General features: G+C 67.5%; 28 protein-coding genes and 1 pseudogene. 22 read left to right on the top strand and 7 right to left on the bottom strand.

The features are described 5' to 3' along the window. Nucleotides 1-15: 15 nt before the first annotated feature. On the top strand, nucleotides 16-633 hold the full coding sequence (locus tag HQ306_RS13785; RefSeq protein ID WP_222632001.1) for a TMEM175 family protein: 618 nt from the start codon (nucleotides 16-18) through the stop codon (nucleotides 631-633). Beyond that, nucleotides 630-1,589: a dipeptidase gene (locus HQ306_RS13780; RefSeq protein ID WP_027506297.1), complete on the top strand. Its 960-nt coding sequence runs from the start codon at nucleotides 630-632 to the stop codon at nucleotides 1,587-1,589. The genes HQ306_RS13785 and HQ306_RS13780 overlap by 4 nt, the downstream gene beginning before the upstream one ends. 21 nt (nucleotides 1,590-1,610) lie before the next feature. Here HQ306_RS13780 and HQ306_RS22770 read toward each other — a convergent pair. Next, nucleotides 1,611-2,033, bottom strand: a pseudogene (locus HQ306_RS22770) (nitroreductase/quinone reductase family protein). A 179-nt stretch (nucleotides 2,034-2,212) separates the two neighbouring features. On the opposite strand from HQ306_RS22770, the gene HQ306_RS13770 reads away from it, so the two are divergent. Both HQ306_RS13770 and lpdA read left to right on the top strand, forming a co-directional pair. Next, nucleotides 2,213-3,061 (top strand): aldo/keto reductase, encoded by an 849-nt coding sequence (locus HQ306_RS13770; RefSeq protein ID WP_222631999.1) that lies wholly within the window; start codon nucleotides 2,213-2,215, stop codon nucleotides 3,059-3,061. Nucleotides 3,062-3,159: 98 nt separating this feature from the next. Continuing rightward, nucleotides 3,160-4,563: a dihydrolipoyl dehydrogenase gene (lpdA, locus tag HQ306_RS13765; RefSeq protein ID WP_027506300.1), complete on the top strand. Its 1,404-nt coding sequence runs from the start codon at nucleotides 3,160-3,162 to the stop codon at nucleotides 4,561-4,563. A gap of 59 nt (nucleotides 4,564-4,622) precedes the next feature. Here lpdA and HQ306_RS13760 read toward each other — a convergent pair whose 3' ends face one another. Further along, nucleotides 4,623-5,159 (bottom strand): carboxymuconolactone decarboxylase family protein, encoded by a 537-nt coding sequence (locus HQ306_RS13760; protein WP_027506301.1) that lies wholly within the window; start codon nucleotides 5,157-5,159, stop codon nucleotides 4,623-4,625. Nucleotides 5,160-5,251: 92 nt separating this feature from the next. Here HQ306_RS13760 and HQ306_RS13755 point away from each other — a divergent pair, with 92 nt between their 5' ends. Next, nucleotides 5,252-5,485 (top strand): helix-turn-helix transcriptional regulator, encoded by a 234-nt coding sequence (locus tag HQ306_RS13755; RefSeq protein WP_027506302.1) that lies wholly within the window; start codon nucleotides 5,252-5,254, stop codon nucleotides 5,483-5,485. Continuing rightward, the gene (locus HQ306_RS13750; protein ID WP_222631997.1) at nucleotides 5,482-5,976 is read left to right on the top strand and encodes a DUF2029 domain-containing protein; all 495 of its coding nucleotides are present in this window, start codon (nucleotides 5,482-5,484) and stop codon (nucleotides 5,974-5,976) included. Before HQ306_RS13755 ends, HQ306_RS13750 begins: the two co-directional genes overlap by 4 nt. 1 nt (nucleotide 5,977) lies before the next feature. On the opposite strand, the gene ramB is transcribed toward HQ306_RS13750, so the two are convergent. Next, nucleotides 5,978-7,390 (bottom strand): acetate metabolism transcriptional regulator RamB, encoded by a 1,413-nt coding sequence (ramB, locus tag HQ306_RS13745; protein ID WP_222631994.1) that lies wholly within the window; start codon nucleotides 7,388-7,390, stop codon nucleotides 5,978-5,980. A 176-nt stretch (nucleotides 7,391-7,566) separates the two neighbouring features. On the opposite strand from ramB, the gene HQ306_RS13740 reads away from it, so the two are divergent. The 12 genes from HQ306_RS13740 to HQ306_RS13685 all read left to right on the top strand — a co-directional run bounded on the left by HQ306_RS13740 (nucleotide 7,567) and on the right by HQ306_RS13685 (nucleotide 19,165). Next, nucleotides 7,567-7,929: a hypothetical protein gene (locus HQ306_RS13740; protein ID WP_037186125.1), complete on the top strand. Its 363-nt coding sequence runs from the start codon at nucleotides 7,567-7,569 to the stop codon at nucleotides 7,927-7,929. A 350-nt stretch (nucleotides 7,930-8,279) separates the two neighbouring features. After that, nucleotides 8,280-9,569 (top strand): isocitrate lyase, encoded by a 1,290-nt coding sequence (gene aceA, locus HQ306_RS13735; protein WP_027506305.1) that lies wholly within the window; start codon nucleotides 8,280-8,282, stop codon nucleotides 9,567-9,569. 151 nt (nucleotides 9,570-9,720) lie between these two features. Further along, nucleotides 9,721-10,605 (top strand): 3-hydroxybutyryl-CoA dehydrogenase, encoded by an 885-nt coding sequence (locus HQ306_RS13730; RefSeq protein WP_222631992.1) that lies wholly within the window; start codon nucleotides 9,721-9,723, stop codon nucleotides 10,603-10,605. 131 nt (nucleotides 10,606-10,736) lie between these two features. Next, nucleotides 10,737-11,540 carry an ABC transporter permease gene (locus tag HQ306_RS13725; RefSeq protein ID WP_051613460.1) on the top strand — a complete coding sequence of 268 codons (804 nt, stop codon included), beginning with the start codon at nucleotides 10,737-10,739 and terminating at the stop codon, nucleotides 11,538-11,540. A gap of 4 nt (nucleotides 11,541-11,544) precedes the next feature. Next, the gene (locus HQ306_RS13720) at nucleotides 11,545-12,414 is read left to right on the top strand and encodes an ABC transporter permease (protein WP_056441517.1); all 870 of its coding nucleotides are present in this window, start codon (nucleotides 11,545-11,547) and stop codon (nucleotides 12,412-12,414) included. Nucleotides 12,415-12,420: 6 nt separating this feature from the next. Beyond that, nucleotides 12,421-13,467 carry an MlaD family protein gene (locus HQ306_RS13715; protein ID WP_222631990.1) on the top strand — a complete coding sequence of 349 codons (1,047 nt, stop codon included), beginning with the start codon at nucleotides 12,421-12,423 and terminating at the stop codon, nucleotides 13,465-13,467. After that, nucleotides 13,464-14,489 carry an MCE family protein gene (locus HQ306_RS13710; RefSeq protein WP_285184305.1) on the top strand — a complete coding sequence of 342 codons (1,026 nt, stop codon included), beginning with the start codon at nucleotides 13,464-13,466 and terminating at the stop codon, nucleotides 14,487-14,489. The genes HQ306_RS13715 and HQ306_RS13710 overlap by 4 nt, the downstream gene beginning before the upstream one ends. Continuing rightward, complete coding sequence (locus HQ306_RS13705) at nucleotides 14,486-15,466, top strand: MlaD family protein (protein WP_156380447.1); 981 nt, start codon at nucleotides 14,486-14,488, stop codon at nucleotides 15,464-15,466. Before HQ306_RS13710 ends, HQ306_RS13705 begins: the two co-directional genes overlap by 4 nt. Nucleotide 15,467: 1 nt before the next feature. Next, nucleotides 15,468-16,532: an MCE family protein gene (locus HQ306_RS13700; RefSeq protein ID WP_056441526.1), complete on the top strand. Its 1,065-nt coding sequence runs from the start codon at nucleotides 15,468-15,470 to the stop codon at nucleotides 16,530-16,532. After that, a complete protein-coding gene (locus tag HQ306_RS13695) occupies nucleotides 16,529-17,596 on the top strand; it encodes an MlaD family protein (protein ID WP_222631988.1) in 1,068 nt (355 codons plus the stop codon). The genes HQ306_RS13700 and HQ306_RS13695 overlap by 4 nt, the downstream gene beginning before the upstream one ends. Next, nucleotides 17,593-18,543: an MlaD family protein gene (locus tag HQ306_RS13690; RefSeq protein WP_222631986.1), complete on the top strand. Its 951-nt coding sequence runs from the start codon at nucleotides 17,593-17,595 to the stop codon at nucleotides 18,541-18,543. The genes HQ306_RS13695 and HQ306_RS13690 overlap by 4 nt, the downstream gene beginning before the upstream one ends. 40 nt (nucleotides 18,544-18,583) lie before the next feature. Next, the gene (locus HQ306_RS13685; protein ID WP_051613463.1) at nucleotides 18,584-19,165 is read left to right on the top strand and encodes a hypothetical protein; all 582 of its coding nucleotides are present in this window, start codon (nucleotides 18,584-18,586) and stop codon (nucleotides 19,163-19,165) included. Here the strand turns inward: HQ306_RS13685 and HQ306_RS13680 are convergent. Continuing rightward, complete coding sequence (locus tag HQ306_RS13680; protein ID WP_261769890.1) at nucleotides 19,138-19,995, bottom strand: class I SAM-dependent methyltransferase; 858 nt, start codon at nucleotides 19,993-19,995, stop codon at nucleotides 19,138-19,140. The genes HQ306_RS13685 and HQ306_RS13680 overlap by 28 nt on opposite strands. Nucleotides 19,996-20,099: 104 nt before the next feature. Between HQ306_RS13680 and HQ306_RS13675 the strand changes: the two genes are divergently transcribed. Next, a complete protein-coding gene (locus HQ306_RS13675; protein WP_027506312.1) occupies nucleotides 20,100-20,360 on the top strand; it encodes a hypothetical protein in 261 nt (86 codons plus the stop codon). 64 nt (nucleotides 20,361-20,424) lie between these two features. After that, nucleotides 20,425-21,465 (top strand): NAD(P)-dependent alcohol dehydrogenase, encoded by a 1,041-nt coding sequence (locus HQ306_RS13670; protein WP_027506313.1) that lies wholly within the window; start codon nucleotides 20,425-20,427, stop codon nucleotides 21,463-21,465. A 72-nt stretch (nucleotides 21,466-21,537) separates the two neighbouring features. Here the strand turns inward: HQ306_RS13670 and HQ306_RS13665 are convergent, their stop codons facing one another. The 3 genes from HQ306_RS13665 to HQ306_RS13655 are packed head-to-tail and all read right to left on the bottom strand — an operon-like array spanning nucleotide 21,538 to nucleotide 23,654. After that, nucleotides 21,538-22,404 carry a PPK2 family polyphosphate kinase gene (locus HQ306_RS13665; protein ID WP_056441540.1) on the bottom strand — a complete coding sequence of 289 codons (867 nt, stop codon included), beginning with the start codon at nucleotides 22,402-22,404 and terminating at the stop codon, nucleotides 21,538-21,540. A 30-nt stretch (nucleotides 22,405-22,434) separates the two neighbouring features. Beyond that, complete coding sequence (locus HQ306_RS13660; RefSeq protein WP_027506315.1) at nucleotides 22,435-23,226, bottom strand: SigB/SigF/SigG family RNA polymerase sigma factor; 792 nt, start codon at nucleotides 23,224-23,226, stop codon at nucleotides 22,435-22,437. Then, a complete protein-coding gene (locus HQ306_RS13655) occupies nucleotides 23,223-23,654 on the bottom strand; it encodes an ATP-binding protein (RefSeq protein WP_056442299.1) in 432 nt (143 codons plus the stop codon). Before HQ306_RS13655 ends, HQ306_RS13660 begins: the two co-directional genes overlap by 4 nt. A 347-nt stretch (nucleotides 23,655-24,001) precedes the next feature. Here HQ306_RS13655 and HQ306_RS13650 point away from each other — a divergent pair, with 347 nt between their 5' ends. Both HQ306_RS13650 and HQ306_RS13645 read left to right on the top strand, forming a co-directional pair. After that, on the top strand, nucleotides 24,002-24,367 hold the full coding sequence (locus HQ306_RS13650; RefSeq protein WP_222631984.1) for an STAS domain-containing protein: 366 nt from the start codon (nucleotides 24,002-24,004) through the stop codon (nucleotides 24,365-24,367). A 120-nt stretch (nucleotides 24,368-24,487) separates the two neighbouring features. Continuing rightward, complete coding sequence (locus HQ306_RS13645) at nucleotides 24,488-25,522, top strand: PHP domain-containing protein (protein ID WP_222631982.1); 1,035 nt, start codon at nucleotides 24,488-24,490, stop codon at nucleotides 25,520-25,522. Nucleotides 25,523-25,603: the final 81 nt, after the last annotated feature.

Here is a 25,603-nt window from a genome sequence, read left to right as displayed (position 1 = left end):
ACCTACAGTGTCGAGGTGACCGAACCCGACACCGAGGTGCGCTCTCAGCAGGGGCTGGACCGCATCGTGTTCTTCTCCGACGCGGTGGTGGCGATCGCCATCACGCTCGTCGTGCTCCCCCTCGTGGACAGTGCCCGCGACACCCCGGAGGGTGCGGGAGCGTTCCTGCGGGAGAACGGCTACGCACTCGTGGCCGCGGGCATCAGCTTCGCGGTCATCGCGGGGTTCTGGCGCGATCATCACGCGCTCTTCACTCGTGTCACGGGGTACGACGAGGTCGTCGTGCGGCTCAACCTCCTGTGGCTCGCCGGCATCGTGCTGATGCCCGTGGCGACCGTGCTGGAGGTCGCGGCTCCCCACGGGGACCCGTTGTCGGTGGGGCTGTACCTCGGGGTCATCGCCGTGACCATGATCGTGTCCCGTCTCCTCGCAGCACGCGTGCGCGCTGCGGGCTTCCTGCGTGGAGATCTGCGTCCCGGTGTGCGCGGCGCGGCGGTGCCCTGGGTTCCAGTCGTTCTGTTCCTGGTGGTCTCCGCGGTGGCGCTGCTCGTCCCGTCGGTGGGCCTCTACGCACTGCTCGCGATGCTGTTCGCCCCGTTGCTCTCTCGCGCGCTGGCCGGGGGTGCGCGGTGACAGCGCTGTGGGAACAGCACACCTGCCTGCCGCTGTACGCGGACACCGACATCACCGAACTGGCGCGGTACGAGGCGGGGAGCTACCTCTCCGTCAACGTCGGCTACTCGCCCCACACGAAGGCGTCGGCGACGGAGTTGGCCACGACGTGGAGTGCGCGGGCACTCGCGGACGGTCGCTTCCTTCCGGCGCGGAGCGTGGCCGACATCGACGAGGCCCGACGACGGGGACTGCGTGCCCTCGCCTTCGACCTCGAGGACTCCGCTCCTCTCGACGGCGACCTCGACAACGTGCGCTACTTCGTCGAACTGGGCGTGCGCTCGATGCTGCCCACCTACAACCATGCGAACGCCGCGGGATGCGGATGCCTCGACGCCGTCGACACGGGTCTCACCGCCCACGGACGCGACCTGATCCGGGCGATGAACGAGGCGGGCATGGCAGCGGACGGGTCGCACTGTTCCCGGCGGACGGGGCTCGACATCGCCGCGACGACGTCCCGGCCGATGATCTACAGTCATTCCAATTTCGCTGCGCTGTGGGAACATCCGCGGAACATCACCGACGAGCAGGCGCGTGCGTGCGCCGACACCGGCGGCGTGGTCGGCATCAACGGGGTGGGCATCTTCCTCGGCGTCAACGAACCCGAACGTCGCGCGGATCGGGTGCGCGCCATGGCCGACCACGTCGAGTACGGAGTCGACCTGGTCGGGATCGATCACATCGGTGTCGGCAGCGACTACTCCTTCGACCACGAGGACTTCAACACCGAGTTGGCGCTCCACCCCGAGGCGTTCTCCGAGGAGTACACGAGATACGGGGCACTGCAGTGGGTTCCGCCCGAGGACACCCACACGCTCCCGGCCGTGCTCGCCGAGCGCGGCTGGGACGAGAGTGCGGTGGCGGCTGTGTTCGGCGGCAACTTCCGCCGCGTGGCCGACGCCGTGTGGACCTGACGCCGGCTGGACCCGACCCTGTCAGGCGGGCGTCAGGCGGAAGATCGGGAACTGTCGCCCCTCCGCCGTCGTCGTGTACTCGAGGAAGCCGGGGGACGCCGAGGTGAACTTCGCCCAGTGAGTCTCCCATTCGTCGTCGGGCACCTCGGTGACGTCGACGGCGATGGTGCGTACGGTCGCGTCGTCGCCGGGGACCTCCATGTCGATGCGTGGGTGAGCCCGGAGGTTGTGCACCCACGCGGGATCCTTCACCGCCCCCGCCGCGGAGCCCACCACCAATCAGGTGCCGTTCTCGGAGATCGCGAAGAGCGGGTTCAGCCGCACCTCGCCGCTACGTGCACCGATCGAGTGCAGCACCACGAGGTTGTCGCCGAACCCGGCTGTCGCCACGTGTCCACCGTTGTCGCGGAACTCCGCGATGACCATCGAGTTGAAGTCGCTCATGGTGGTCATTCTGGTGTCCTCGTCGTCGCGACGACCATCGATCCGGAATAACGGTTCGACACACCCGTTGCACCAGAGGAGCGGGGCGCCCGCGGGTGGCTTCACCGCCCCCGTCGCGGGGTACTCCGCGCACACGAGCACGAACTCGGATCACGAACAACGAACAGGAGTTCACGCACATGAGCCACGTTCCTTCCCTCTCCCTCAACGACGGCCGGTCCATCCCCCAGCTGGGTTTCGGCGTCTTCCAGATCGAGCCGGAGAAGACCGCCGATGCCGTCCGCACCGCGATCGAGGTGGGCTACCGCCACCTGGACACCGCGCAGATGTACGGCAACGAGAAGGAGACCGGCCAGGGAGTGAAGGACTCGGGCGTCTCCCGTGACGACGTCTGGATCACCAGCAAGCTGAACAACGGCTTCCACCGCCCCGACGACGCCCGTCGCTCGTTCGACGAGACACTCGAGAAGTTGGGCACCGACTACATCGACCTGTTCCTCATCCACTGGCCGCTGCCGACGCAGTACGACGGTGACTACGTCTCCACCTGGAAGGTGCTCGAGGAGTTCGCGAAGGACGGACGGGCGCGCAGCATCGGTGTCTCGAACTTCCAGGTGCCGCACCTCCAGAAGTTGGCGCAGGAGACGGAGACCGTCCCGTCGGTCAACCAGATCGAGGTTCACCCGTACTTCTCGAACTACCAGGTGCGCGCGTACGGCGCGGAGCACGGAATCGCCACCGAGGCGTGGTCACCCATCGCGCAGGGCAAGGTTCTCGGTGACCCCGAGCTCGAGCGCATCGCGAAGGACGTCGGCAAGACCACCGCGCAGGTCACCCTCCGCTGGCACATCCAGCGCGGCGACATCATCTTCCCGAAGTCGGTCACGCGGGAGCGCGTCGAGGCGAACTTCGACATCTTCGACTTCGAACTCGACGACCGTCAGATCGCCGACATCTCGGCGCTGGACAAGGGTGAGGACGGCCGCACCGGCCCCAACCCCGATACGTTCGACATGATCCCCGACTGAATAGAGCCGCTGAAATAAAGACACGAAAGGTCCGGTTACCAGCCAGTAGCCGGACCTTTCGGTGTGTGTCCGGATCGACGGGACTAAGGTGGGCAACCGTGACCTCACACTATGACGTCGTCGTTCTCGGAGCCGGACCCGGTGGGTACGTCGCAGCCATCCGCGCGGCGCAGCTGGGCCTGAAGACCGCCATCATCGAGCAGAAGTACTGGGGCGGTGTCTGCCTCAACGTGGGCTGCATCCCGTCCAAGGCTCTGCTGCGCAACGCCGAACTGGCGCACCTGTTCACCAAGGAAGCCAAGCAGTTCGGCATCTCCGGTGACGTGTCGTTCGACTTCGGCGCTGCCTACGATCGCAGCCGCAAGGTCGCGGACGGTCGCGTCAAGGGCATCCACTTCCTGATGAAGAAGAACAAGATCGACCAGCTCGACGGCAAGGGGTCGTTCACCGACGCCAACACCATCGAGGTGGAGTTGACGAAGGGTGGCAGCGAGACCGTCACCTTCGACAATGCGATCATCTCCACCGGCAGCACCACGAAGCTGCTGCCCGGAACGTCGCTGAGCGAGAACGTCGTGACGTACGAAGAGCAGATCATGACGAAGGAGCTCCCGGGCTCCATCCTCATCGTCGGCGCGGGCGCCATCGGCATGGAGTTCGGGTACGTCCTGAAGAATTACGGCGTCGACGTCACCATCGTCGAGTTCCTCGATCGCGCGCTCCCGAACGAGGACGAGGACGTCTCCAAGGAGATCGCCAAGCAGTACAAGAAGCTCGGCGTGAAGATCATGACCGGCGCCGCGGTGCAGAGCATCGACGACGACGGCAGCAAGGTCACCGTCGCGATCAAGAACAACAAGAGCGGCGAGACCGAGACGGTCACCGTCGACAAGGTCATGCAGTCCGTCGGATTCGCTCCTCGTGTCGAGGGATTCGGGCTCGACAAGACGGGCGTCGAGGTCACCGATCGCGGGGCCATCGCCATCGACTCGGTCATGCGCACCAACGTGCCGCACATCTACGCGATCGGTGACGTGACGGCGAAGCTGCAGCTCGCCCACGTCGCCGAGGCACAGGGTGTCGTGGCGGCCGAGACCATCGGCGGCGCCGAGACGCTTCCCATCGACGACTACCGCTTCATGCCGCGCGCGACCTTCTGCCAGCCCCAGGTGGCCAGCTTCGGTCTCACCGAGCAGCAGGCCAAGGACGCCGGCCACGACATCAAGGTCGCGACGTTCCCCATGACGGCGAACGGCAAGGCACACGGACTCGGCGATCCCACCGGCTTCGTCAAGCTCATCGCCGACACGAAGCACGGCGAGCTGCTCGGCGGGCACCTCATCGGACCCGACGTCTCGGAGCTCCTCCCGGAGCTGACGCTCGCGCAGAAGTGGGACCTGACGGCCACCGAACTCGCGCGCAACGTGCACACGCACCCGACGCTGTCCGAGGCACTGCAGGAGGCCATCCACGGCCTCGCAGGGCACATGATCAACTTCTGATCTTCCGACGAGAACACCCCGGCCGCTCACGAGCGACCGGGGTGTTCTCGTCTGTGCAGCTACTGGTAGTCGCGGGGGATGCGCAGTGTCGTGATCGTGGTGGCGAGTCCGTCGTACTGGGTCACCAGCAGCACGAACTCGATGAGCGATCGGGACGACCAGACGGTCGTCAGCTCGGTCCACGTGGCGTCGGACAGATCGCGCGTCGACACCAGCTCGTCCACCGCCCGCAGGATCAGGGCGGTCCGACTGTCGAGACCCGGAGCGTCGGGACCGGCGGCGATGGCGTCGGCGAGGGCGTCGTCGATGCCGGCGCGCGCGCCCAGACGGAGGTGATGGTCCTGTTCGTACCGGCAGTCGCGGAGTGCGGCGACCCGCAGGATCACCGTCTCGGTGTCCTTGCGGGGCAACCCACCGAACGGCATCAGGCGGCCGCTGTAGAACAGCCAGGCGCGGAACAGGCCGCCCGTCTGTCCCAGAGTGGAGAACAGGTGCATGTCGCCGGTGCGGGTGACCGCGCCGGCCAGTCGGGCGATGCCCCAGTTGACGGGACGCAGCGAGCGGAGGGTGGCCGGAGGGGTGCGGTGTCCTGTCACGTCGCTGAGGCTAACACCCGAGTCGTCCGCCTCTCGGTGATCTGATGTCAAGAAGTCTTGACACCTAATGACAAGTGGAGTTGACTCGGATCATGGTCGTGACGAACCGGGTGCGGGAGTTCCGTAAGTCGTCGCGCCTGACCCAGGCGGAACTGGGGCGGGCGTGCGGAGTGAGCCGGCAGTCGATCGTCTCGGTCGAGGGTGGCGACTATTCGCCCAGCGTGTACCTGGCCCTGAAGCTGGCGGGAGCGCTCGACTCGACGGTCGAGGATCTCTTCCCGCTCACCCCCGATGATCGGCTCGAACCTGAGGAGGAATCGACATGAGCATCTTCACCTCGTCAATGCGAATGGTCGGCGATCTGGACAGCGAGTTCTATGACGACGAGCGTCAGAGAGACGTGTGGAACGAGGCAGCCGCCGTGGGTCTGCAATTGCACATCTTCGGCGGGCTGATCGCCGCCGCCGTCCTCCCATGGGTTGCCGGTCCGACAGGTGCGTGGATCGCGTTGGGCATCATCGTCTTCGGTGCGGTCGTGAACTACGCGACCATCGGGTACGCCAAGTCCAAGAACGTCGATCTGTTCGCAGAGTCGCGGTGGTTCACGGCGCGCGCCAACGTGACTGCCGCGTTGATGCTCGTCGCATTCGTCGGCATCGGCGTGACGCTCGCTCCCGACAAGTACCTGCCGAGCCGCGCGGGAGCCGACACGTGGGCGGGCTTGGTGGTCGGGGGGATCGTCGGCGGCGGAGCGGTGGCGCTGATGATCCGGCGCAGCCGCCGTCGCAAGCAGCAGTTCGAGACCGAAGAGGGCTGAGTCAGCGAATGGTGTACGGCGACACCGAGCTTCGATGTTCGTCGATGTCGAGTTCCTTGCCCAGCGGCGGGAACGCACGCTGCGGGCAGTGGGCACGCTCGCACACGCGGCATCCGGCGCCGATCGGCGTCGCCATGGAGGATCCGTCCAACTCCAGGCCGTCGGCGTAGACCAACCTATTTCCGTGACGCACTTCGCATCCCAGACCGATGGCGAAGGTCTTGCCGGGTTCGCCGTAGCGCGCCGCTCGCCGCTCCACCGTGCGCGCGATCCACAGGTAGCGCCGACCGTCGGGCATCTCGGCGATCTGGGTCATGATCTTGCCCGGGTAGGCGAACGTCTCGTACACGTTCCACAGCGGGCACGTGCCGCCGCTCGACGAGAAGTGGAACCCGGTGGCCGACTGGCGTTTGGACATGTTGCCGGCACGGTCGACCCGGACGAACGAGAACGGGACCCCGCGGAGCGACGGCCGCTGCAGCGTCGAGAGCCGGTGACAGATGGTCTCGTAACTCACCGCGTAGTAGGCGGAGAGTCGTTCGATGTCGTACCGGAAATCCTCCGCCACCTCGTGGAAGCGCGCGTACGGAAGCACGGTCGCCGCGGCGAAGTAGTTGGCGAAGCCGAGTCGTGCGAGTGCCCGCGACTCCGCGCCGGTGAAGCCCCCGTCCTCGACCATGCTGCGGATCAGGTCGCCGTTCTCCAGGTACGCGAGTTCGGCCGCGAAGCGGAACACCTTCTGGCCGGCCGACAGTCGCGGGGAGATCTCGAGAACACGGGTCCGCGCGTCGAAGCGGTGCAGGACGTTCTCGCCCAGGTCGATGCGCTCGATGACCTGGACGTCGTACAGATTGCGGAGCCGTTTGGCTATCTCGGCCGCGACGTCCGCCCGGTGGAAACGCAATCGGTTCGCCAGGTCCTCGGCCGCACGATCGAGTGCGTCGAGGTAGTTCTGGCGTTGGTAGAAGTAGTCGCGGACCTCCTCGTGCGGTTTCGAGATGGATCCGCTGCCGCTGCCGTCGGCGAAGCGGTCCTCGGTCGCCGCCGCGAGTTGGGCGGTGGTGTTGCGGTACCGGCGATGCATGGTGACCATCGCTCGCGCCATCGCCGGGTGGTCGGCCACGAGTTCGGCCAGCTCGTCGATGTCCGCGTCGACTCCGACGTCCTGGTCCAGGGTCACCTCGCGGAGTTCGGCGACGAGCCTCGTGTCGTCCTGGGTGGAGAAGAACGTGGTGTCGACTCCGAACACTGCGGTGATGCGCGTCAACACCGCTGACGACAGCGGTCGGACGTCGTGCTCGATCTGGTTGAGGTAGCTGGCCGAGATCGCGAGCTGCTTGGCGAGCGCCGCTTGGCTCAACCCTCGCTCGACCCTCAGCTGGCGAAGCCGGCCGCCGACGTAGGTCCGTGCCATGCGGACAGTCTAGGACGCCCCCGGCATTACCCCGTCTTTGCCAGGTCCTTGCAGGTGAGACGGGTTTCAGGTCTGGTCTGTCACACACGGGCGCGCCGGGGAAGACGGGCGCACACCGGGCGTTGCAGGGGGCAGATGTGCAGTGCACGTGAGAGACGACTGTGAGGAGAAGCGAGATGGCCCACTCGGTACGACAGGAAATTGCCCGCGACGCGGTGGTGCTGGTGGCAGGCACCGTTCTGGTGTTGTCGACGCTCTGGCTCCCGGTGCCCCACCGCAGCGAGGTGGCCGGCGCCATCCTCGTGCTGGGTCTGCTGGCGGCATTCTCGGCGCTGTGGGCCATGGGCAGTGCATCGCGCTCGAGCCATTGGGCCCACGTCGTACTCGGTGTCGTGCTGGCGACGTCACCCGTCGTCCTCGCATTCCCCGCCGGTGCGAGCACGGCGGACTACTACGCGCTCGTCGGCGGCGTCGTGATCGCGGCGATGGGTGTCCTGGGAGTGCTGACCGAGCGTCGTCGGGTCGCTGCGACGGCCTGACGCACCAGAAAACAGTACGAACGTACGGTGACGGTGGTCACAGCCGGCCGCGGGCGACGCCGGGAGTGAGCGTGTCGCACGGCGATCTCGTCGGTGTTCGGCATTGCGTGCATTTCGTTCCCGAACTGCGGTTATCAGGTTACTGACGGGTACGGAGTCGCCACGACACTCGCGACGTTCTTCGCAAGATTCGCAGAACGCGCGTACTGCTTAGCGTAGATTTACAGTCTCAGCAGGTAGACACCACTTTTTCTCTGTGCCATCGTGGGGTCGTACATCCGATATGCCTGGCAAGCCTGCGAAGCACGAGCACGCTGCCGACGCAGACGCAACAGAGACGGAGCTTTTCGATGTCGACCACCGGCACACCGAAGACCACGGAAGAGATCCAGAAGGACTGGGACACCAATCCCCGCTGGAAGGGCGTCACCCGCAACTTCACCGCACAGCAGGTGTCCGACCTGCAGGGCAGCGTCGTGGAGGAAGCCACGCTCGCGCGTCGCGGCTCGGAGATCCTCTGGGATCTCGTGAACAACGAGGACTACATCAACTCGCTGGGCGCCCTCACCGGCAACCAGGCCGTGCAGCAGGTGCGCGCCGGCCTCCAGGCCATCTACCTCTCCGGCTGGCAGGTCGCCGGTGATGCCAACCTCTCCGGCCACACCTACCCGGACCAGAGCCTCTACCCGGCCAACTCGGTTCCGAGCGTCGTGCGTCGCATCAACAACGCTCTTCTGCGCGCCGACGAGATCGCCAAGGTCGAGGGTGACTCGTCCGTGAAGAACTGGCTCGCGCCCGTCGTCGCGGACGCCGAGGCCGGCTTCGGTGGCGCGCTCAACGCCTACGAGCTGCAGAAGGCCATGATCGCGGCCGGCGCCGCAGGCGTGCACTGGGAGGACCAGCTCGCCTCGGAGAAGAAGTGCGGCCACCTCGGTGGCAAGGTGCTCATCCCCACCCAGCAGCACATCCGCACCCTGACCTCCGCGCGTCTCGCGTCGGACGTGGCCGACGTGCCGTCCGTCATCATCGCCCGCACCGACGCCGAGGCAGCCACGCTGATCACCTCGGACGTCGACGAGCGCGACCAGGAGTTCCTGGACGGAACCCGCACCGCCGAGGGCTTCTTCGGCGTGAAGAACGGCATCGAGCCCTGCATCGCTCGTGCGAAGGCCTACGCCCCGTACGCCGACCTCATCTGGATGGAGACCGGCGTGCCGGATCTCGAGGTCGCCAAGAAGTTCTCCGAGTCGGTCCGCAGCGAGTTCCCCGACCAGCTGCTCGCCTACAACTGCTCGCCCTCCTTCAACTGGAAGGCGCACCTGGACGACGCGACCATCGCGAAGTTCCAGAAGGAGCTCGGCGCGATGGGCTTCAAGTTCCAGTTCATCACCCTCGCCGGCTTCCACTCGCTCAACTACGGCATGTTCGATCTGGCGCACGGCTACGCCCGCGAGGGCATGACGGCGTTCGTCGACCTGCAGGAGCGCGAGTTCAAGGCGGCCGAGGAGCGTGGCTTCACCGCCATCAAGCACCAGCGTGAGGTCGGCGCCGGCTACTTCGACCGCATCGCCACCACCGTCGACCCCAACACGTCGACCGCAGCCCTGAAGGGCTCCACCGAAGAGGGCCAGTTTCATTAACCCCCACTCGGCGCTTTCTGCGCAATAGTCAGGCGGCTCGCAGCTTTCGTTGCGGGCCGCCTGTCTCGTACTCGGTGGGTTCGCCCGTCCCCCAGCAGAGTTACCCCCGCCTCGCCTTCGCGCGGGGAATCGTGAATCGTGAAGGAGAAACGTGAGCAGCGAGAAGATCGAGCGCGTCGGGATCGTCGGCGCCGGACAGATGGGGGCCGGAATCGCCGAGGTGTGCGCACGCGCCCACGTCGACGTGATCGTGTTCGAGCAGACACGCGAACTGGCTGCCGCGGGCAAGGCGCGCATCCTGAAGTCGCTCGACCGCGGCGTCAGCAGCGGCAAGATCACCGAGCGCGAACGTGAGCAGGCCGCCGCACGGTTGACCTTCACGTCCGAGCTGTCCGACTTCGCCGATCGCGAGATCGTCGTCGAGGCCGTGCTCGAGGACGAGGGGATCAAGACGGCTCTCTTCGTCGAGCTCGACAGAGTGGTCACGGATCCCGACGCGGTGCTCGCCTCCAACACCTCGTCGATCCCGATCATGAAGCTCGGCGTGGCCACGACCCGCCCCGAGCGGGTCATCGGCATGCACTTCTTCAACCCGGTGCCGGTTCTTCCTCTCGTGGAACTCATCTCGTCGCTGAAGACGTCCGATGCCGTCCTGGCACGCGCGGAACGTTTCGCGGCCGACGTCCTCGGCAAGCAGGTCGTCCGCGCGGCGGACAGGTCCGGCTTCGTCGTCAACGCTCTGCTGGTGCCGTACCTCCTCTCGGCGATCCGCATGGTCGAGTCGGGCTTCGCCACGCGCGACGACATCGACAAGGCCACGGTGCTGGGTCTCGCGCATCCCATGGGCCCGCTCGCACTGTCGGACCTCATCGGGCTCGACACCGTGAAGTCGATCGCCGACTCGATGTACGCCGAGTACAAGGAACCGCTGTACGCGCCGCCGCCTCTCCTGCTCCGCATGGTCGAGGCCGGCCTGCTGGGCAAGAAGACCAGTGCCGGGTTCTACGAGTACGTCAACGGTCGCATCGCGACCTAGTCCGGGGCCCGATGTTTGTCAGGCATCACTGAACTCCCGAGAAACCGACTCGATCCCCGTTCTGCCGCGCTAGTTTTCAGCGCGGCGCATCACCTGCGTCCGACTGACTCGAGACGTACGGGGGGATCGACATGGCGCGCAGCATGCCGCTCGTCTCCCGCGTCACCACCGGCACCCGCACGCTGGGTCGTTTCGCCGACCTCGTGGTCGCTGCGTTCGGCCATCTGGTGCGGGACCTGGTGGGCCTGCGCTTCGCCTGGCGCGAGTTCCTCGACCAGGCGTGGTTCATGGTCACGGTCACCGTGCTTCCCGCCGTTCTCGTCTCGGTGCCGTTCGGCGTCATCGTCTCGGTCCAGGTGGGCAGCCTGACCAATCAGATCGGTGCCACGTCCATCGCGGGCGCCGCGGGCGGCCTCGGAGTCATCCGCCAGGGAGCGCCCATCGTGACCGCGCTGTTGCTGGGCGGCGCAGCAGGATCCGCGATCGCGGCCGATCTCGGTGCCCGCACGGTGCGCGAGGAGATCGACGCGATGCGCGTCATGGGCATCGACCCGGTGCGTCGGCTCGCGACTCCCCGGCTCGCCGCCATGCTCGTCGTCGCACCGCTGCTGTGCTCGCTGGTCATCTTCATGGGTCTGGTGTCCGGGTACGTCGTCAACGTCGGGTTCCAGGGTGGTACGCCGGGCAGCTACCTGTCCTCCTTCGCGTCTTTCGCCTCGACCACCGATCTGGTCGTCGCGATGGTGAAGGCCGAGATCTTCGGCATCATCGTGGTTCTCGTCGCGTGCCAGCGCGGGTTCGAGGCCACGTCGGGCCCTCGCGGTGTCGCGAACGCGGTGAACGCTTCGGTCGTCGTCGGTGTGCTGTCGGCCTTCATCGTCAACGTCCTCGCCACCCAGTTGGTGTCGATGTTCCTTCCGCAGCGGCTCGGGTGACGCCATGACCGTCGCTCGCTACACCCCGCCCGGCACCGCGCCGCTCGTCCGCGGCGGCAAGCGCATCGCTCGCGTACCGCTCGGGCTGGTCGAACACCTCGGGCATCAGCTCACCTTCGTGTGGCAGGTGCTCGTCGCGATTCCGCACACCCTGCGTGCCTACCGGCGCCAGACCATGATCGTGCTCACCGACATCACCTGGGGCAGCGGTAATCTCGTGGTCGGCGGCGGTACCGTCTCGGTGCTGGTCATCCTCGGTGTGGCCGTGGGGTCGTCCATCGGGATCGAGGGTTACAACGCCCTGAATCTCGTCGGCATGGGTCCACTCACGGGCTTCATCTCGGCCTACGCCAGCACGCGGGAGCTCGCCCCGATGATCGCCGCGATCGGGTTCGCCTCCCAGGCGGGATGCCGCATGACGGCGGAGATCGGTGCGATGCGCATCTCCGAGGAGATCGACGCGCTCGAGGTAGTGGGGATCCGCTCGATCCCGTTCGTCGTCACCACGCGCGTCATCGCCGGCGTGGTCACGATCATCCCGCTGTACCTGCTCACGCTGATCCTGAGCTACGTCTCGTGTGCGTTCATCGTCGCCGCGTTCGGCGATCAGTCGTCGGGGACGTACGACCACTACTTCTCGGCGTTCCTGCAGCCGTCGGATCTGCTGTACTCGTTGCTCAAGGCCACCATCTTCGTCGGCGCCGTCATCATGATCCACGGCTACCAGGGCTACTACGCGACGGGCGGACCCGAGGGTGTCGGCCGTGCGTCGGGCCGCGCGATCCGCGCGTCGCTCATCGTCATCGTCGTCCTCGACATGATCCTCACCGTGGTCATCTGGGGAGTCGACGTCGGCATCAGGATCTCGGGGTAGGGGACCATGGCAGTCTTCGACGATCTGTCCCGCAGATCCGCGGGCCCTCGCTCGCTCCGGGTACGCGGCCTCGTGGTGGCCGTCGTGCTCGTGGTCCTCGGTGTGGTGCTCGGCAAGTACGCCACCGGTGACTTCGAGTCCCGGTTCGATCTCACGATCGACAGCACCGCCGTCGGTGACGGCCTCGCGGTCGGGTCGGACATCAAGTACCGCGGACTCCCCATAGGCCGTGTCGACGAGATCGAGCCGCTCGGGTTCGGATCGCAGCGAGTGCACGCCCACATCGAGCCGGCCGTCGCCTCGGTCCTGACCGACGACGTCACCGCGCGGTTCTCCTCCGCGACGGTCTTCGGAGCGACGGTCATCGAATTGTACTCGGAGGGAGAGGGATCCCCGCTGCGCGAGGACACCGTCCTGGCGCTGGGCGACGACACCGAGACGGCGACGGTCACCGGCGTCTTCCGCCGACTCGCCGATCTGACCGATGTGCTGGACGCGGACAACACCGAGCGGGTGCTCGACCTGGCGTCCCGCGTGTCGTCGGAGTTCGGCGACAGCCTGAAGCCCTTCTTCGACACCGCGCAGATGATGGCCGAGACCCAGCGTGCGCCGCTCGCCTGGAAGCTGCACCGCGGTGGTGAGTTGGCGGACGGGCTGGGCGCCTCCATCGGACCGGTCACCGACGTGATCGACCAGGTCGTCACCAGCAGTGAGTACTTCGAGAATCCGGAGAACAGTGCGCGGGCGATCACGGCCATGTCCGGACTCGGATCCGGCCTCTCGATCCCACTGGGAGATCTGTTGCGCGACAACGGTCCGTACCTCCGCCCGCTGCTCGACACCCTGCTGGACGTGTTGCTGCCGGTGGCGCTCTCGGCGGGAACGCTCGCGCCGGCATACCAGCGTGTGCCCGACGTGATCTCCGGCGTCGAGGACGCTTTCCCGAACGTCGACGGCCGGACCCAGCTGCAACTTCAGGTGATCGTGAAGAACATGCCCGCCATGGCCGGTCCGGCGGAAGCCTTCGCGGCGCGACTGGGCGGTGTGCTGTGACGCGCTCGTCGGTGGTGGGGACGCCGGTGGCGACCCTGGTGAAGCTCGGTGCGTTCGCGCTCGTGGCCGTGTTGTGTCTCGTCCTCGTGGGCGGCGCGCTGCGCAACGGCGGCGGCGACGACCGGTCGACGTTCGACGCGCGTTTCGACGACGTCTCCGGTCTCTACGCCGGTGACGACGTCCGCCTCTCGGGCGTGCTCGTGGGGTCGGTGAACGACATCGAACTCGACGGGAACCGGGCCAGGGTGTCCTTCGAGGTCGACTCCGACCGGCCGGTGCTCACGACCACGAAAGCTGCTGTGCGCTACCAGAACCTGTTGGGTCAGCGGTATCTCGAGCTCATCAGCACCGACGACTCGGGATCCGAGTTGGCACCGGGGTCCTCGCTGGCGGACGACATGACCGTGCCGTCGTTCGACATCACGACGCTCTTCGACGGGTTCCAGCCCATCTTCGAGACCATCGACACCGACCAGGTGAACCGGTTCGCGCAGAACGTGCTCGATCTCGTGCAGGGCGATGGGTCGGGCCTCGGGCCGGTCCTGCGCGACCTGGACGGGCTGACCACCTATGCCTCGCAGCGCGAGGACCTCATCGTGCTCCTCATCCGCAACCTGGGCGCCATCTCCGGTGTGGTGGCCGAGCGCTCGGAGCAACTGGGTCGACTGTTCGCCGAACTCGACCGCGTGGTGTCGACGTTCGCCGACAGGGCCGACACCCTGCTCTCGTCCGTCGACGACATCAATTCCGGTCAGGGACCGTTCATCTCGATCGGAGAGCAGTTGCGCGACACCTACGACTCCGAGTACGGCCCGGTGGACTCGGCGTTCAGGCGGCTCGTACCGGGAGCTCAGCAACTGGTGGACCTGCTCGCGATGGTGCCCAGTCTGCTGCGCGGTGTCGACCAGACGGTGCGCAACGCCCCCGAGGGGCAGGTCTCCGCGTGCTCGGCCGGCGACACCGAGATTCCCGGCATCGGCTCGGTCGTGCTCGGAACCCAGCGCCTGGTGGTGTGCCGATGAGCTCCGTACGTCAGGGAAGCCAGACCGTCTGGGGAATCGTGGGCGTGCTCGCGCTCGTCGTCGCCGTGGTGGCCGCCGTCGTCGTGTACTCGCTTCCCATCGGGCATCGCACGTACACAGCGGCATTCGAGACGACCGGCGGAGCGCACGCCGGGGACGACGTCCGCATCGCCGGTATCTCGGTGGGATCGGTGACGTCGATGAAGCTGGACGGCGACCACGTCCAGGTGGCCTTCGAGGTGGACGAGAACGTCGAACTGGGCGACGCGACGTCGCTCGGGGTGCGCCTGCTGACGCCGGTGGGGGGCCACTACTTCTCGCTGACTCCCGGCGGTACCGGAGAGCTGCAGGACGGGGAGATCCCGCTCGAGCACACCCGCGTGCCGTTCTCGCTGTCCGACACGGTCGAGGCGGCGACGCCGATCCTCCGCGATCTGGACGGAACGTCGTTGCGGCAGAACATCGCCGAGATCGATCGGGCCGTGCAGGCTCAGCCGGAGTCGATCCGTGACATCACCACGACCCTGACGTCCATGACCGGTGCGATCGCCGATCGCCAGGACGATCTCGACCGGAGCCTCGACGTGGCCGACGAGTACATCGGCGAACTGGCGACCGATCGCGAGATCCTGCTGGGGCTGCTGAAGCAGATCGGCATCATCACCTCCAAGCTGGGCGCGAAGCGCGCCGACGTCGCCGCGGCCGCCGACAAGCTCTACCGGCTGTTCTCGCTCCTGCACCGACCGATCATGGCGCTCGACGAGGGGCTCGGCCCCACGATCGACGAGGTCGAGAATCTCGTGGCGTCGCTGAAGGAGCGCACGGGGTCCATCGACGACGCGATCTCCGCGGGCCGCGAGTTCTCCGAGTCCATGGCCGGCCTTCTCGACACCGGCGCCGGGCCCGTCATCGACCGCAGTGCCGCCGTCGTCACCGGATCGACGCTGTGTGTCCCGGTTCCCGGAAAGGTGTGCTGACGTGGCCGCTCGCAGCAAGGTGGTGGCAGTGGCCGTCGCCGCCGTCGTCCTGGTCGGCGCCGGGACCGCGGCGTCGTCCGCAGCCCAGCTCGTCGGGACCCCGCGCTCGGATCTGTGCGCCGAGATGACCGATTCGGTCGGTCTCTACGAGGGGAACGACGTCACGCTCCTCGGCATCCCCGTGGGCGAGGTGACCGGCATCGAGCCTCGCGGCGACCACGTCCGGGTCACGATGTCCGTCGAGGACTCGCTCACGTTGCCGGCCGACGTGGGTGCGGTGACGATGTCGGACTCCATCGTCACCGATCGCCGGCTCGAACTGACCACGCCGTATCGCGACGGCGTGCCCCTCGATCGCGACGAGTGCATCCCGCTCGAGCGCACCCGCACCCCCATCGGGATCAGCGACACCCTCGAGGCGGTGAACAAGCTCGGCGCGGAGCTTCTCGGAACGACGTCGACGACCGATCCGGACAACCCGCGGCCGCCGGACGAGGAGATTCTCGGCGACACCCTGCGCTCGCTCGACACCGCACTCGACGGCAGCGGGGAGCAACTCGGGACCGCGCTGTCCCAGGTCTCCGATCTGGTCGGCAATCCGGCGAACAAGGACACCCAGGTGCGCCGCATGGTCGACAACGTCGACACGCTGACGGCGACCCTGGTGGACCGGTGGCCGGACATCACCCTGCTGATCGAGAACCTGAAGCAGGGGCTCGGGGCCGCGGGCGACTTCTCGGAGCGGTTCGCCCAGGCGATCGACCTGACGGTCGAGTTTCTCCCCGTCCTCGAGAAGACGCTGCCGAAGTTCGCACCCACGCTCTACCGCGTGCTCGACGTCGTCGTCCCGATCGTGGCGATCATCGTCAGCAGAGTCGGCGACATCGCGAGCATCCTGTCGCGGGTGCCGAAGCAGACGGAACAGCTCGCCTCCCTCCAGGATCCGGACACGCAGGCCGCCCGGCTGACGTTCGCACCTCCGCAGTTCGCGGTGCCCGTCGCGGGTGGGTCCACCGTGAACGTCGATCTGGTCCCGCTCGTGCTCGGATCGGCAGGGTCCCGGTGAAGCGGCTCCTGGCGGCGCTGACCGTGGCGGCCGCGGCCGTGACGGCGTCGGGCTGCGGTGCCTCGATCGCCGACCTGCCCGTGCCGGGCAGTTACGTTCCGGGCCCGACCTACCGGGTCGACATCGAGTTCTCGAGTGTGCTGAATCTGCCGGCGCGGGCCAAGGTGGTCCTCGACGGTGTGGACGTCGGGCTCCTGGAGTCGGTCACCCTCACCGGCTCGACCGCCGTCGCCGCCGTGAACGTCGATCGCACCGTCGCACTGCCGGCGCTCACGCGAGCGGAACTGCGCCAGGGCACGATCCTGGGCGAGATCTACGTCGCGTTGCAGCGTCCGGAGGACGGATCCGACACTTCGGGTGCCACCCTGCAGGACGGCGATGTCATCCCGCTCGAGCGGACGACGCCGGCGGACAACGTCGAAGACGTGCTGCGCGGGCTCTCCGAGGTGGTGGCCGGCGGGCACATCGTCGACTTCCAGCGGTCCATCGATCGGTTCAACCGGGCGATCCCGCCGGATCCGGCGACGGTCGACCTCATCAACGACAAGGCCCGAGAGGCGTTGCGGGACCTGGCGACCAACACGACGGAGCTCGACCGCATCCTGGGCGGCGCCGAGGCGGTGACCCGGTCGTTCGCCGAGAAGACGGACACGCTCGACACCATCCTGACGAGTGGTCCGGAACGTGTCGCGGGACTCGCGGACGCCCTGTTGGTCGTGGTCGACGCCCTGATCGATCTGGGGTACATGTCGCGGAACATCGGTGCCGTGATCAACCCGGTGGCGGGAGATCTGCACGACGTGATCGCCACTCTGCAGCCCATGATCCGCACTCTCGCCACGGCCGATCTGACGGCGCCGATGCTGGCGTCCCGCATGGACGCCCTGCTGCGCGAGAAGCTGGTGCCGTTCTTCACGTCGTCGCCGAACGTCCGCATCGCCTCCGTCTCGGGCGACACGCCCGCGGGAGAAGCACCCGACCGGGAAGGCCGGAGGCCGGCCGACGGCCTCGATCGAGCCGACGAGATGATTCAGGTTCTGCGATCGATCGGATTCGTGCGATGAGGGGTTCGATCCTGTCCGCCACGGCGCTCGCGGCGGTCGCCGTGCTGGGTGTCGGATATTTGTCGTTGAACGTCCTGGACATCGATCCGCGACACGACCACGCCGAGATCACCGTGCCGCTCACGACGTCCGGCGGCCTGATCGACACTTCTCAGGTGACGTTGCGAGGATTCGCCATCGGCAGGGTCGAGCGAATCGACGTCGAGGGCGGTGGACTTCGTGCCGTCGTCAGAGTGGATGCGGCGCAGAAGATTCCGGTCGACACCGAGGTGCGGGTCTCGAATCTCTCCGCGGCGGGCGAACAGTTCCTCGACTTCCGTCCGCACTCGGACTCCGGGCCGTACCTGGCGGACGGGGACGTGGTGGACGCGGCGGACGTCTCGGTCGCTCCCAGCGTCAGCGACACCCTCGCGGTCGCCGAGGCACTCACGCGCGAGATCGACACCGATGCGCTGGGCGGCATCGTCGACACGGTCGACACCGCCACGCGGGGCCGGGAGTCGGACATCGACAACGTCGTCGAGGTGTTGCGGCTGCTGTCCCTCACGTTGGCCGACAAGAAGGACGAGATCCGGCGGCTGTATCGCAACCTGCAGGTGCTCGGCGAGAACGCGTACGCCGATGCGCTGGGCCCGCGGCTCGCGGACGCGGTTCCCGAACTGAACGCCTCCGGAGCAGGTCTCGACCACCTGATCGGTTCGTACCAGGACTACTCGTACGTCGGCGAGACCGTGTGGGACGGCGAACTGGCCCGGTTGGTGCCCAAGATCGACGAGTACCTGAGTCAGTTGTCGCCGGACCTCGGCTTCATCGCCACCGTGCTGCGCCCGGTCACACAGCCGATCCGCCCGCTCCGGGTCGATGCCGGCGCCCTGGTGACGATGCTCGAGCAGGTCTTCCCGCGCGGCGGACCGGCTCGGGTGGCCGTGACCCTGCCCGGCAACTGACGTACCCCTCCTGCATCAGACGGACGACGAGAAGGCCATCATGACAACAGAACTCGACACCACCTCGACCGAGGACGACGCGGCGCCGGACACGGCGGTGCCCGCGGTGTCGTCCCGGACGCGCCTCGTGGCGATCGTCGCCACCGTGGTCGCCGTGCTCGCGACCGTCGCTGCCGTGGTGGCAGGAGTGCAGTGGCAGTCCGCCCACTCGGCCCTGGCCGCGGAACGCGGAGCCGATGCCGACCGCGCCACCGCCGAGAACACGGCGCGGGCGTACACGGAGCGGTCGTTGACCTACGACCACACGGACATCGACGGCTTCTTCGGGGGCGTCGAGGAGGGCACCACCGACGCTCTGCGTGAGCGCTTCGACGGTGTGCGCGAGGTGCTCACGCAGATCATGACCGACTCGCAGGTGGTGGCGTCGGGTCGGGTGAACGCAGCGACGGTCACGGCGCAGGAGGGCGACACCTACACGGTGTCGGTCTTCGCGACCCAGACCACGCAGAACCTGCAGCAGCCCGAACCCGGTGCCGTGCCGACGCTTCTGACGGTGACCGTCGAGCACACCGGCGACGAGTGGTTGGTCTCGGACTACGGAGCCGACACCGGCACGTCCTGATCGCTGCGGCTCAGCCGCCCGGTGACGAACTGGGCTGCGCCGTGGATGCGCTGCTCCACATGCTCGACCCCGCGTTCCCGCAGGACGTCGGTGATGTCGTCGCGTCGGAACATCTCCAGTCCCACGGTGCTCGCTGCCGCGGCGGTGACCGCCCCGACCGGCTGTGGGCCGCGCCGCACCGTCGTCATGAGCGCGATGCGGCCGCCCGGTCGCAGCACCCGGATCATCTCGTCGAGGACCCGGTACGGCTCCGGCACCAGGTACAGCGCGGCGTAGCAGCACACCGCGTCCACGGCGTCGTCCTCGAACGGGAGCTCTCGCGCGTCCCCGAGCAGGTAGGCGACGTGCTCGTCGTCGTCGGTGTCCGCCGACGCGCGGGCGATCATCGGCTCCGACGCGTCCAGGCCGATGACGAGAGGCTCCGACACGTCGAGCCCGGTCACGAGAGGCCGACCGTGCGCTCCGGTGAGCATGGCCTCGGCCAGCGATCGCGAGAAGTTGCCGGGTCCGCACGCGACGTCCAGGACGACCGACACGTCGGGGGACACGAGACCGAGGTCACGCACCGCGTAGGCCCGCTGTTCCTCCACGGAGGGCCCGCCGGCGCCCATCCACAGGCGGAACAGAGGCCGCCACGCGCGTTCGTAGACGGCCGCGAGGGGGGAGAAGGTCATCAGGCGCCCGGCGACGGACGATGCGGAGGCGGGGGACGCCTCTCGCGCTGTGGAGTCCGTCACCCGGACGTCGAGCACTCCGCGCATCGGCGACGACGCGTCGACACCCGTTCGGAGCAGTTCTCGGGTCCGCCGTACCGCGGGTGTCTCGGCCATACCGACCACGCTAGCGCGACCACGCCCACGGCGGTGCGGACGTTGCTACTGTGACCGACGTGGTCCGGTCGGACCCGTTCGCGTACAGGGGAGGACGTCACGTCATGGCTTCGATCACGGTGCCCACCATCGCTGGAATCGGTCTCGCTGCAACAGGTGCCGCGCACTTCGTGGCGCCCGACGCCTTCCGCTCGATCACCGAGCCGGCGTTCCCGAAGGACACTCGTACGTGGACCTACCGCAACGGTGCGTCGGAGCTCGTGATCGGCACCGCCATCGCCGTCCCGGCCACGCGCAAGGTCGGTCTCGTCGCGCTCGCGGGGTACCTCGGCTTCCTCGGGTACCGGATGGCCACCGCTCGCTGATCCGTCGCCGAGGACGAACCGGACATGGTTTACGAGTCAACGATGCACGGGTAGACATGTGTACATGTCCACAGCAACCGCATACGCCGCCACCGCACCCGACGCACCGCTCGAGAAGACCACCATCGAGCGACGAGAGCTCGGTCCGAACGACATCCTGATCGACGTCAAGTTCGCCGGTATCTGCCACTCGGACATCCACACCGCCCGCAACGAGTGGGGCGGCACCACGTACCCCGTCGTCCCCGGCCACGAGATCGCCGGCATCGTCGCCGAGGTCGGTTCCGACGTCACCAGCCGCAAGGTCGGCGATCGCGTCGGCGTCGGCTGCTTCGTCGACTCCTGCGGCACCTGTGAGGCCTGCAAGGACGGCGACGAGCAGTACTGCACCAAGGGCGTCGTCCAGACGTACAACTCGAAGACCTACGAGGGTGAGTTCACCCACGGTGGCTACTCGACGCAGATCGTCGTCACCGAGAAGTTCGTGCTGGGCATCCCCGAGGGCGTCGAGCTCGACGTCGCCGCGCCGCTGCTGTGCGCCGGCATCACCCTCTACTCGCCGCTGAAGCACTGGGGCGCGGGCCCCGACAAGAAGGTCGCCATCATCGGCATGGGCGGACTGGGCCACGTCGGCGTCAAGATCGCCCACGCGCTCGGCGCTCACGTCACCGTGCTCAGCCAGACGCTGAGCAAGGAGGAGGACGGCAAGCGACTCGGAGCCGACGAGTACTACGCCACGAAGGACACCACCGCGCTGAAGGACCTGCGCGGCAAGTTCGACCTCATCCTCAACACCGTCTCCGCGAACCTGCCGATGGGCGACTACCTCGGCCTGCTCGCCCGCAACGGCACGCTCGTCGAGTTGGGCGTTCCCGAGAAGCCCCTCGAGGTCCCGGCCTTCAACCTGCTGGCGAACCGTCGTTCGTTCGCGGGCTCCATGGTCGGCGGCATCGCCGAGACCCAGGAGATGCTGGACTTCTGCGCCGAGCACCACATCGGCGCCGAGATCGAGGTCATCTCCGGCGACCAGATCAACGAGGCGTACGACCGCGTCGTCAAGTCGGACGTGCGCTACCGCTTCGTGATCGACACCGCCACCCTCTGATCCACAGGCGCAGCGCCACAGCTGCGAACACCACCTTCGGGCGCCGACCTCGCGGTCGGCGCCCGTCGGCGTTCACGGCCGCGGCAGGGACGCCAGACGCTGCTTCTCGTGCTCCACGTCGAAGTCCGCGGGCGGCCACTGCAGGTCCAACGACGTCAGTGCTCCCGTCAGCAGCTCCGTGACGGCGAGCCGGCTGTACCACTTGTGATCGGACGGCACCACGTACCAGGGCGCCCACTGCGTGTCGGTGCGATCCAGGACCGCCTGGTACGCCTCCTGGTAGGCGACCCACTTCTCGCGCGCCTCGATGTCGCTCGGGTCGTACTTCCAGTACTTGTCCGGCCGGCGCAGTCGACGAGCGAGACGCTTGCCCTGCTGCTCCCACGACAGCGCCATGGCCACCTTGACGATGGTGGTGCCGCTCTCGACCACGCGGCGCTCGAAGTCGTTGATCTCGTCGTAGCGCGTGCGCCACACGCTGGGAGGAGCGAGTTCGTTCACACGGACGATGAGGACGTCCTCGTAGTGGGACCGATCGAAGACCCCGATCTGGCCCGGTCGCGGCAGCTTCTTCTCCACGCGCCACAGGAACGGGTGCGCCCGCTCCTCCTCCGTCGGGGTGCCGAAGGTCGCGTGATCGACACCCTGGGGCTCGACCATGCCGAGCACGTGCCGGACCATGCCGCCCTTGCCCGAGGTGTCCATCCCCTGCAGCACGAGCAGGACCGACCGGTGGTCGCCGCTCTTGCCGCAGGCGTACAGACGCTCCTGAAGTTCCGACAGGATCTTGCCGCGCGCCGACATCAACTCCTTGCCGGCGTCTTTGTCGCGATCGAAACCGGGCGTCGACGCGGCGTCCACCGTCGACCACGACGTGCCCGACGCGGCCAGGGCCGCGGGCAGATTCGTGGTGAAGCCGGGCGACGGTGAGCTGCTCATCCCGCGAGCGTAGGCGCACGCCCCGCTTCTCTAGTGCAGTTCCTCGCGGAGTTGGGCGAGTGTCCGGGCGAGGAGACGCGAGACGTGCATCTGCGAGATCCCCATCTTCTCGGCGATCTGCGTCTGCGTCATGTTTCCGAAGAAGCGCAGCAGCAGCACGTTGCGCTCACGCTCGGGGAGCTTCTCGAGCAGGGGACGGAGAGCCTCGTGGTTCTCGACGTTCTCCATCTCCTTGTCGTAGTCGCCGAGGGTGTCCGCCAACGACAGGCCCTCGGAATCGCTTCCGCTGGAAGCACTGTCGACCGAGAGTGTCTGGTAGGCGTTGCCGGCGGTGAGCCCCATCGCGACCTCGTCGCGGTCCAGGTCGAGATACTCGGCCAACTCGGAGACGGTCGGTGACCGCCCCTGCGTCTGCGACAGATCCGCGATGGCACGGGAGAGCTGCAGGTGCAGTTCCTTCATGCGCCGAGGGACGCGGACGGCCCATCCCGCGTCACGGAAGTGCCGGCGTACCTCGCCCATGATCGTGGGTACCGCGAAGGACACGAAATCGGATCCGCGTTCGACGTCGAAGCGATCGACCGCGTTGACCAGCCCGACGCGGGCGACCTGCACCAGATCGTCGTGCGCCTCACCGCGGCCGTCGAATCGGCGGGCGATGTGTTCGGCGAGTGGCAGGCACCGCGTCACCAGCTCGTCGCGCAGCTTGCCTCGCAGGGGATCGCCCTCGGGCAGCGTGCGGATGCGGGTGAAGCGCTCGGCGACGTCGGCGTACTCGTCCGCCGAGCGCCGTGACTTCGGCTTGCGTTCGCTTGTCGTCACTCGTCCCAGCCGTGCTTGCTCTTGGTGAACTCGATGGTGGTCGAGACGACACCGTGCTCGTCCTCGGACTGCGACGTCGACACGGAGTCGGTCAGGGCGTTGAGAACGTGCCAGCCGAAACCGCTGGCGTCCAGATCGGCGCCGGCCTCGGTCGTCGTCGTCACCGACACGTGGAGGGCGTCGTCCGCGGTGAGGAAACGGCACACCATGCGGGCACCCGGGGTGGCACGCACGATGAGGCGGCTGCAGGACTCGTCGATGGCGAGCCGGATGTCGGCGATGCTGTCCAGATCGAAGTCGTCCTGGGCGGCGAGTGTCGCGGCCACGGCGCGAGTGACCGACAGTTGGCTCGCGTCGGCGTGGACACCGAGTTCGATGGTGGCGTCGGCCCCCTCCGTGTTCGGCTCCGTCGTGATGGCCCGTGTCATGAGGTCTCCCACTTCTTCGTGTCGCGTGTCGGTTCAGGCGAACCTCGTACGTGTTCGACCGGTCGAGATTACCCGGGGGCCGTCGTCGCAAAACGTGCACCGTACCGGCGGCGTCTCCCGCGGCGTCGCTCGATGTTCACCAGGATCCTCACCGAAGTGGTTGGCAGACCGCTCCGGGTAGCGTAGGTTCAGAGACAGGTTGAGTCAGCAGCCGACGTACGAAGCACCGTCGATGGTCGCTCGGACTCCTTTCCATCAACCGCCACTCATTCTGCAGTCGCGGACGGGTTCTTTCACCTGCAGCACCATTGCTCTGCTTCTCCAGCTAGATCGGCATTTGGAGAATCATGACTGTTTCGACTTCACACGCATCCACCACCACCACTCTCGGCGACGACGTCGTCATGCTCGGCGGACTCATCTCCGTCGTGCGCACCGACTCGGAGACCACGTACCGCGTCACCGGCAGTGTGGACCTGTCCAACTCGTCCACTTTCTCGGACGTCGTGAGCAACGACGTCGAGGCGGAACGAAGCATCGTGCTCGATTTGTCCGGAGTCGACTTCTTCGGCACCGCAGCACTGTCCGTCGTGGCGGGTCTCGACGACCGCAGCGCGGCGAACGGTTCCCACCTGACCCTCGTGGTCGGCGACGCGGTCACCCGCGTCATGGGTGCCGCTCGGTGGGAGCCCACCGCACGCGTGGTCCGCTGACCACCCTGCACCGAAACTCGGCGTGATCCGGTTCGTCCGGGTCGTCGCTCCCCCCTGCCCCTGTCGCCGGTTCCCGGTGGCAGGGGCAGTGTCATGTCCGGGGCCGTAGGCTCTGACGGCATGGAACCTGTTGCCGCACTGCGAGAGGTGGCGTTCTGGCTCGAGCGGTCGCGGGCCGAGACGCGCCGGGTCAAGGCCTACCGCACCGCCGCCGACGTCCTGGCCGCACTGGACGCCGACAGGATGGCCGAGCTCGCTCGCACCGACGGCTGGACCACCCTGCGCGGCATCGGTCCGAAGACCTCCGCGGTCGCCGCGGCGGCCGCGGCCGGCGAGGTTCCCGAGTACCTCCTGCAACTGCGCGCCGAGGCACAGCCCATCGGTGTCGGCGGCGAGGAACTGCGAACAGCTCTGCGCGGGGATCTGCACACGCACTCCGACTGGTCGGACGGGGGAAGTCCGATCGAGGAGATGGCGGAGACCGCGCGCAGGATCGGGCACGAGTACTGGGTGCTCACCGACCATTCACCGCGTCTGACCGTCGCCCACGGGCTCTCCGCCGACCGACTGCGCGCCCAGCTCGAGGTCATGGACGAGGTGCAGCGACGCTTCGAGACCGACGGCGGGCGGCCGATGCGGGTGCTGACCGGCATCGAGGTCGACATCCTCGACGACGGTTCGCTGGACCAGGAGCCGGAGCTGCTCGACGACCTCGACATCGTCGTCGCGAGCGTCCACTCCCACCTGCGCGCGGACAGCGCCACGATGACGGCGCGCATGATCGCCGCGGTGACGAACCCGCAGGTCGACGTTCTCGGCCACTGCACCGGCCGTCTCGTCGAGGGCGGACGCGGCACCCGCCCCGAGTCGACGTTCGACGCCCGTGCCGTGTTCGAGGCGTGCCGTGACCACGGGACCGCGGTGGAGATCAACGCTCGTCCCGAGCGCCAGGACCCGCCGGAGCGGTTGATGGAACTCGCTCTGGAGGTCGGCTGCCTGTTCAGCATCGACACCGATGCGCACGCCCCCGGCCAACTGGACTGGCTCGGCCACGGTTGTGCACGTGCCACCGCGGTGGGCGTTCCGCCGGACCGTATCGTCACCACCTGGCCGGTCGACCGGTTGCTGGACTGGGCGTCGTCGGACGGAGCGTGACGCGGGCAGGTACCGGTCCCCGAGAGGAAAAGCGGGCAAAGAACGGGCAGAGTGCGTCGAAGGTGGAACAATCGCGAGGTG

Source organism: Rhodococcus sp. BP-160 (assembly GCF_019836205.1).
Lineage (GTDB): Bacteria > Actinomycetota > Actinomycetes > Mycobacteriales > Mycobacteriaceae > Rhodococcoides.
Note: the sequence above shows the minus strand (reverse complement) of the source record. Positions and strands in the feature narration are given on the sequence as shown.

What these genes read in the sequence shown, in the direction of transcription:
- HQ306_RS13770 (WP_222631999.1), top strand. Translation starts at nt 2,213, where the DNA reads ATGAGCCACGTTCCTTCCCTCTCCCTCAACGACGGCCGGTCCATCCCC.
- HQ306_RS13755 (WP_027506302.1), top strand. Translation starts at nt 5,252, where the DNA reads ATGGTCGTGACGAACCGGGTGCGGGAGTTCCGTAAGTCGTCGCGCCTG.
- HQ306_RS13750 (WP_222631997.1), top strand. Translation starts at nt 5,482, where the DNA reads ATGAGCATCTTCACCTCGTCAATGCGAATGGTCGGCGATCTGGACAGC.
- ramB (WP_222631994.1), bottom strand. Translation starts at nt 7,390, where the DNA reads ATGGCACGGACCTACGTCGGCGGCCGGCTTCGCCAGCTGAGGGTCGAG.
- HQ306_RS13740 (WP_037186125.1), top strand. Translation starts at nt 7,567, where the DNA reads ATGGCCCACTCGGTACGACAGGAAATTGCCCGCGACGCGGTGGTGCTG.
- aceA (WP_027506305.1), top strand. Translation starts at nt 8,280, where the DNA reads ATGTCGACCACCGGCACACCGAAGACCACGGAAGAGATCCAGAAGGAC.
- HQ306_RS13725 (WP_051613460.1), top strand. Translation starts at nt 10,737, where the DNA reads ATGGCGCGCAGCATGCCGCTCGTCTCCCGCGTCACCACCGGCACCCGC.
- HQ306_RS13720 (WP_056441517.1), top strand. Translation starts at nt 11,545, where the DNA reads ATGACCGTCGCTCGCTACACCCCGCCCGGCACCGCGCCGCTCGTCCGC.
- HQ306_RS13715 (WP_222631990.1), top strand. Translation starts at nt 12,421, where the DNA reads ATGGCAGTCTTCGACGATCTGTCCCGCAGATCCGCGGGCCCTCGCTCG.
- HQ306_RS13705 (WP_156380447.1), top strand. Translation starts at nt 14,486, where the DNA reads ATGAGCTCCGTACGTCAGGGAAGCCAGACCGTCTGGGGAATCGTGGGC.
- HQ306_RS13690 (WP_222631986.1), top strand. Translation starts at nt 17,593, where the DNA reads ATGAGGGGTTCGATCCTGTCCGCCACGGCGCTCGCGGCGGTCGCCGTG.
- HQ306_RS13685 (WP_051613463.1), top strand. Translation starts at nt 18,584, where the DNA reads ATGACAACAGAACTCGACACCACCTCGACCGAGGACGACGCGGCGCCG.
- HQ306_RS13680 (WP_261769890.1), bottom strand. Translation starts at nt 19,995, where the DNA reads ATGGCCGAGACACCCGCGGTACGGCGGACCCGAGAACTGCTCCGAACG.
- HQ306_RS13675 (WP_027506312.1), top strand. Translation starts at nt 20,100, where the DNA reads ATGGCTTCGATCACGGTGCCCACCATCGCTGGAATCGGTCTCGCTGCA.
- HQ306_RS13670 (WP_027506313.1), top strand. Translation starts at nt 20,425, where the DNA reads ATGTCCACAGCAACCGCATACGCCGCCACCGCACCCGACGCACCGCTC.
- HQ306_RS13665 (WP_056441540.1), bottom strand. Translation starts at nt 22,404, where the DNA reads ATGAGCAGCTCACCGTCGCCCGGCTTCACCACGAATCTGCCCGCGGCC.
- HQ306_RS13655 (WP_056442299.1), bottom strand. Translation starts at nt 23,654, where the DNA reads ATGACACGGGCCATCACGACGGAGCCGAACACGGAGGGGGCCGACGCC.
- HQ306_RS13650 (WP_222631984.1), top strand. Translation starts at nt 24,002, where the DNA reads ATGACTGTTTCGACTTCACACGCATCCACCACCACCACTCTCGGCGAC.
- HQ306_RS13645 (WP_222631982.1), top strand. Translation starts at nt 24,488, where the DNA reads ATGGAACCTGTTGCCGCACTGCGAGAGGTGGCGTTCTGGCTCGAGCGG.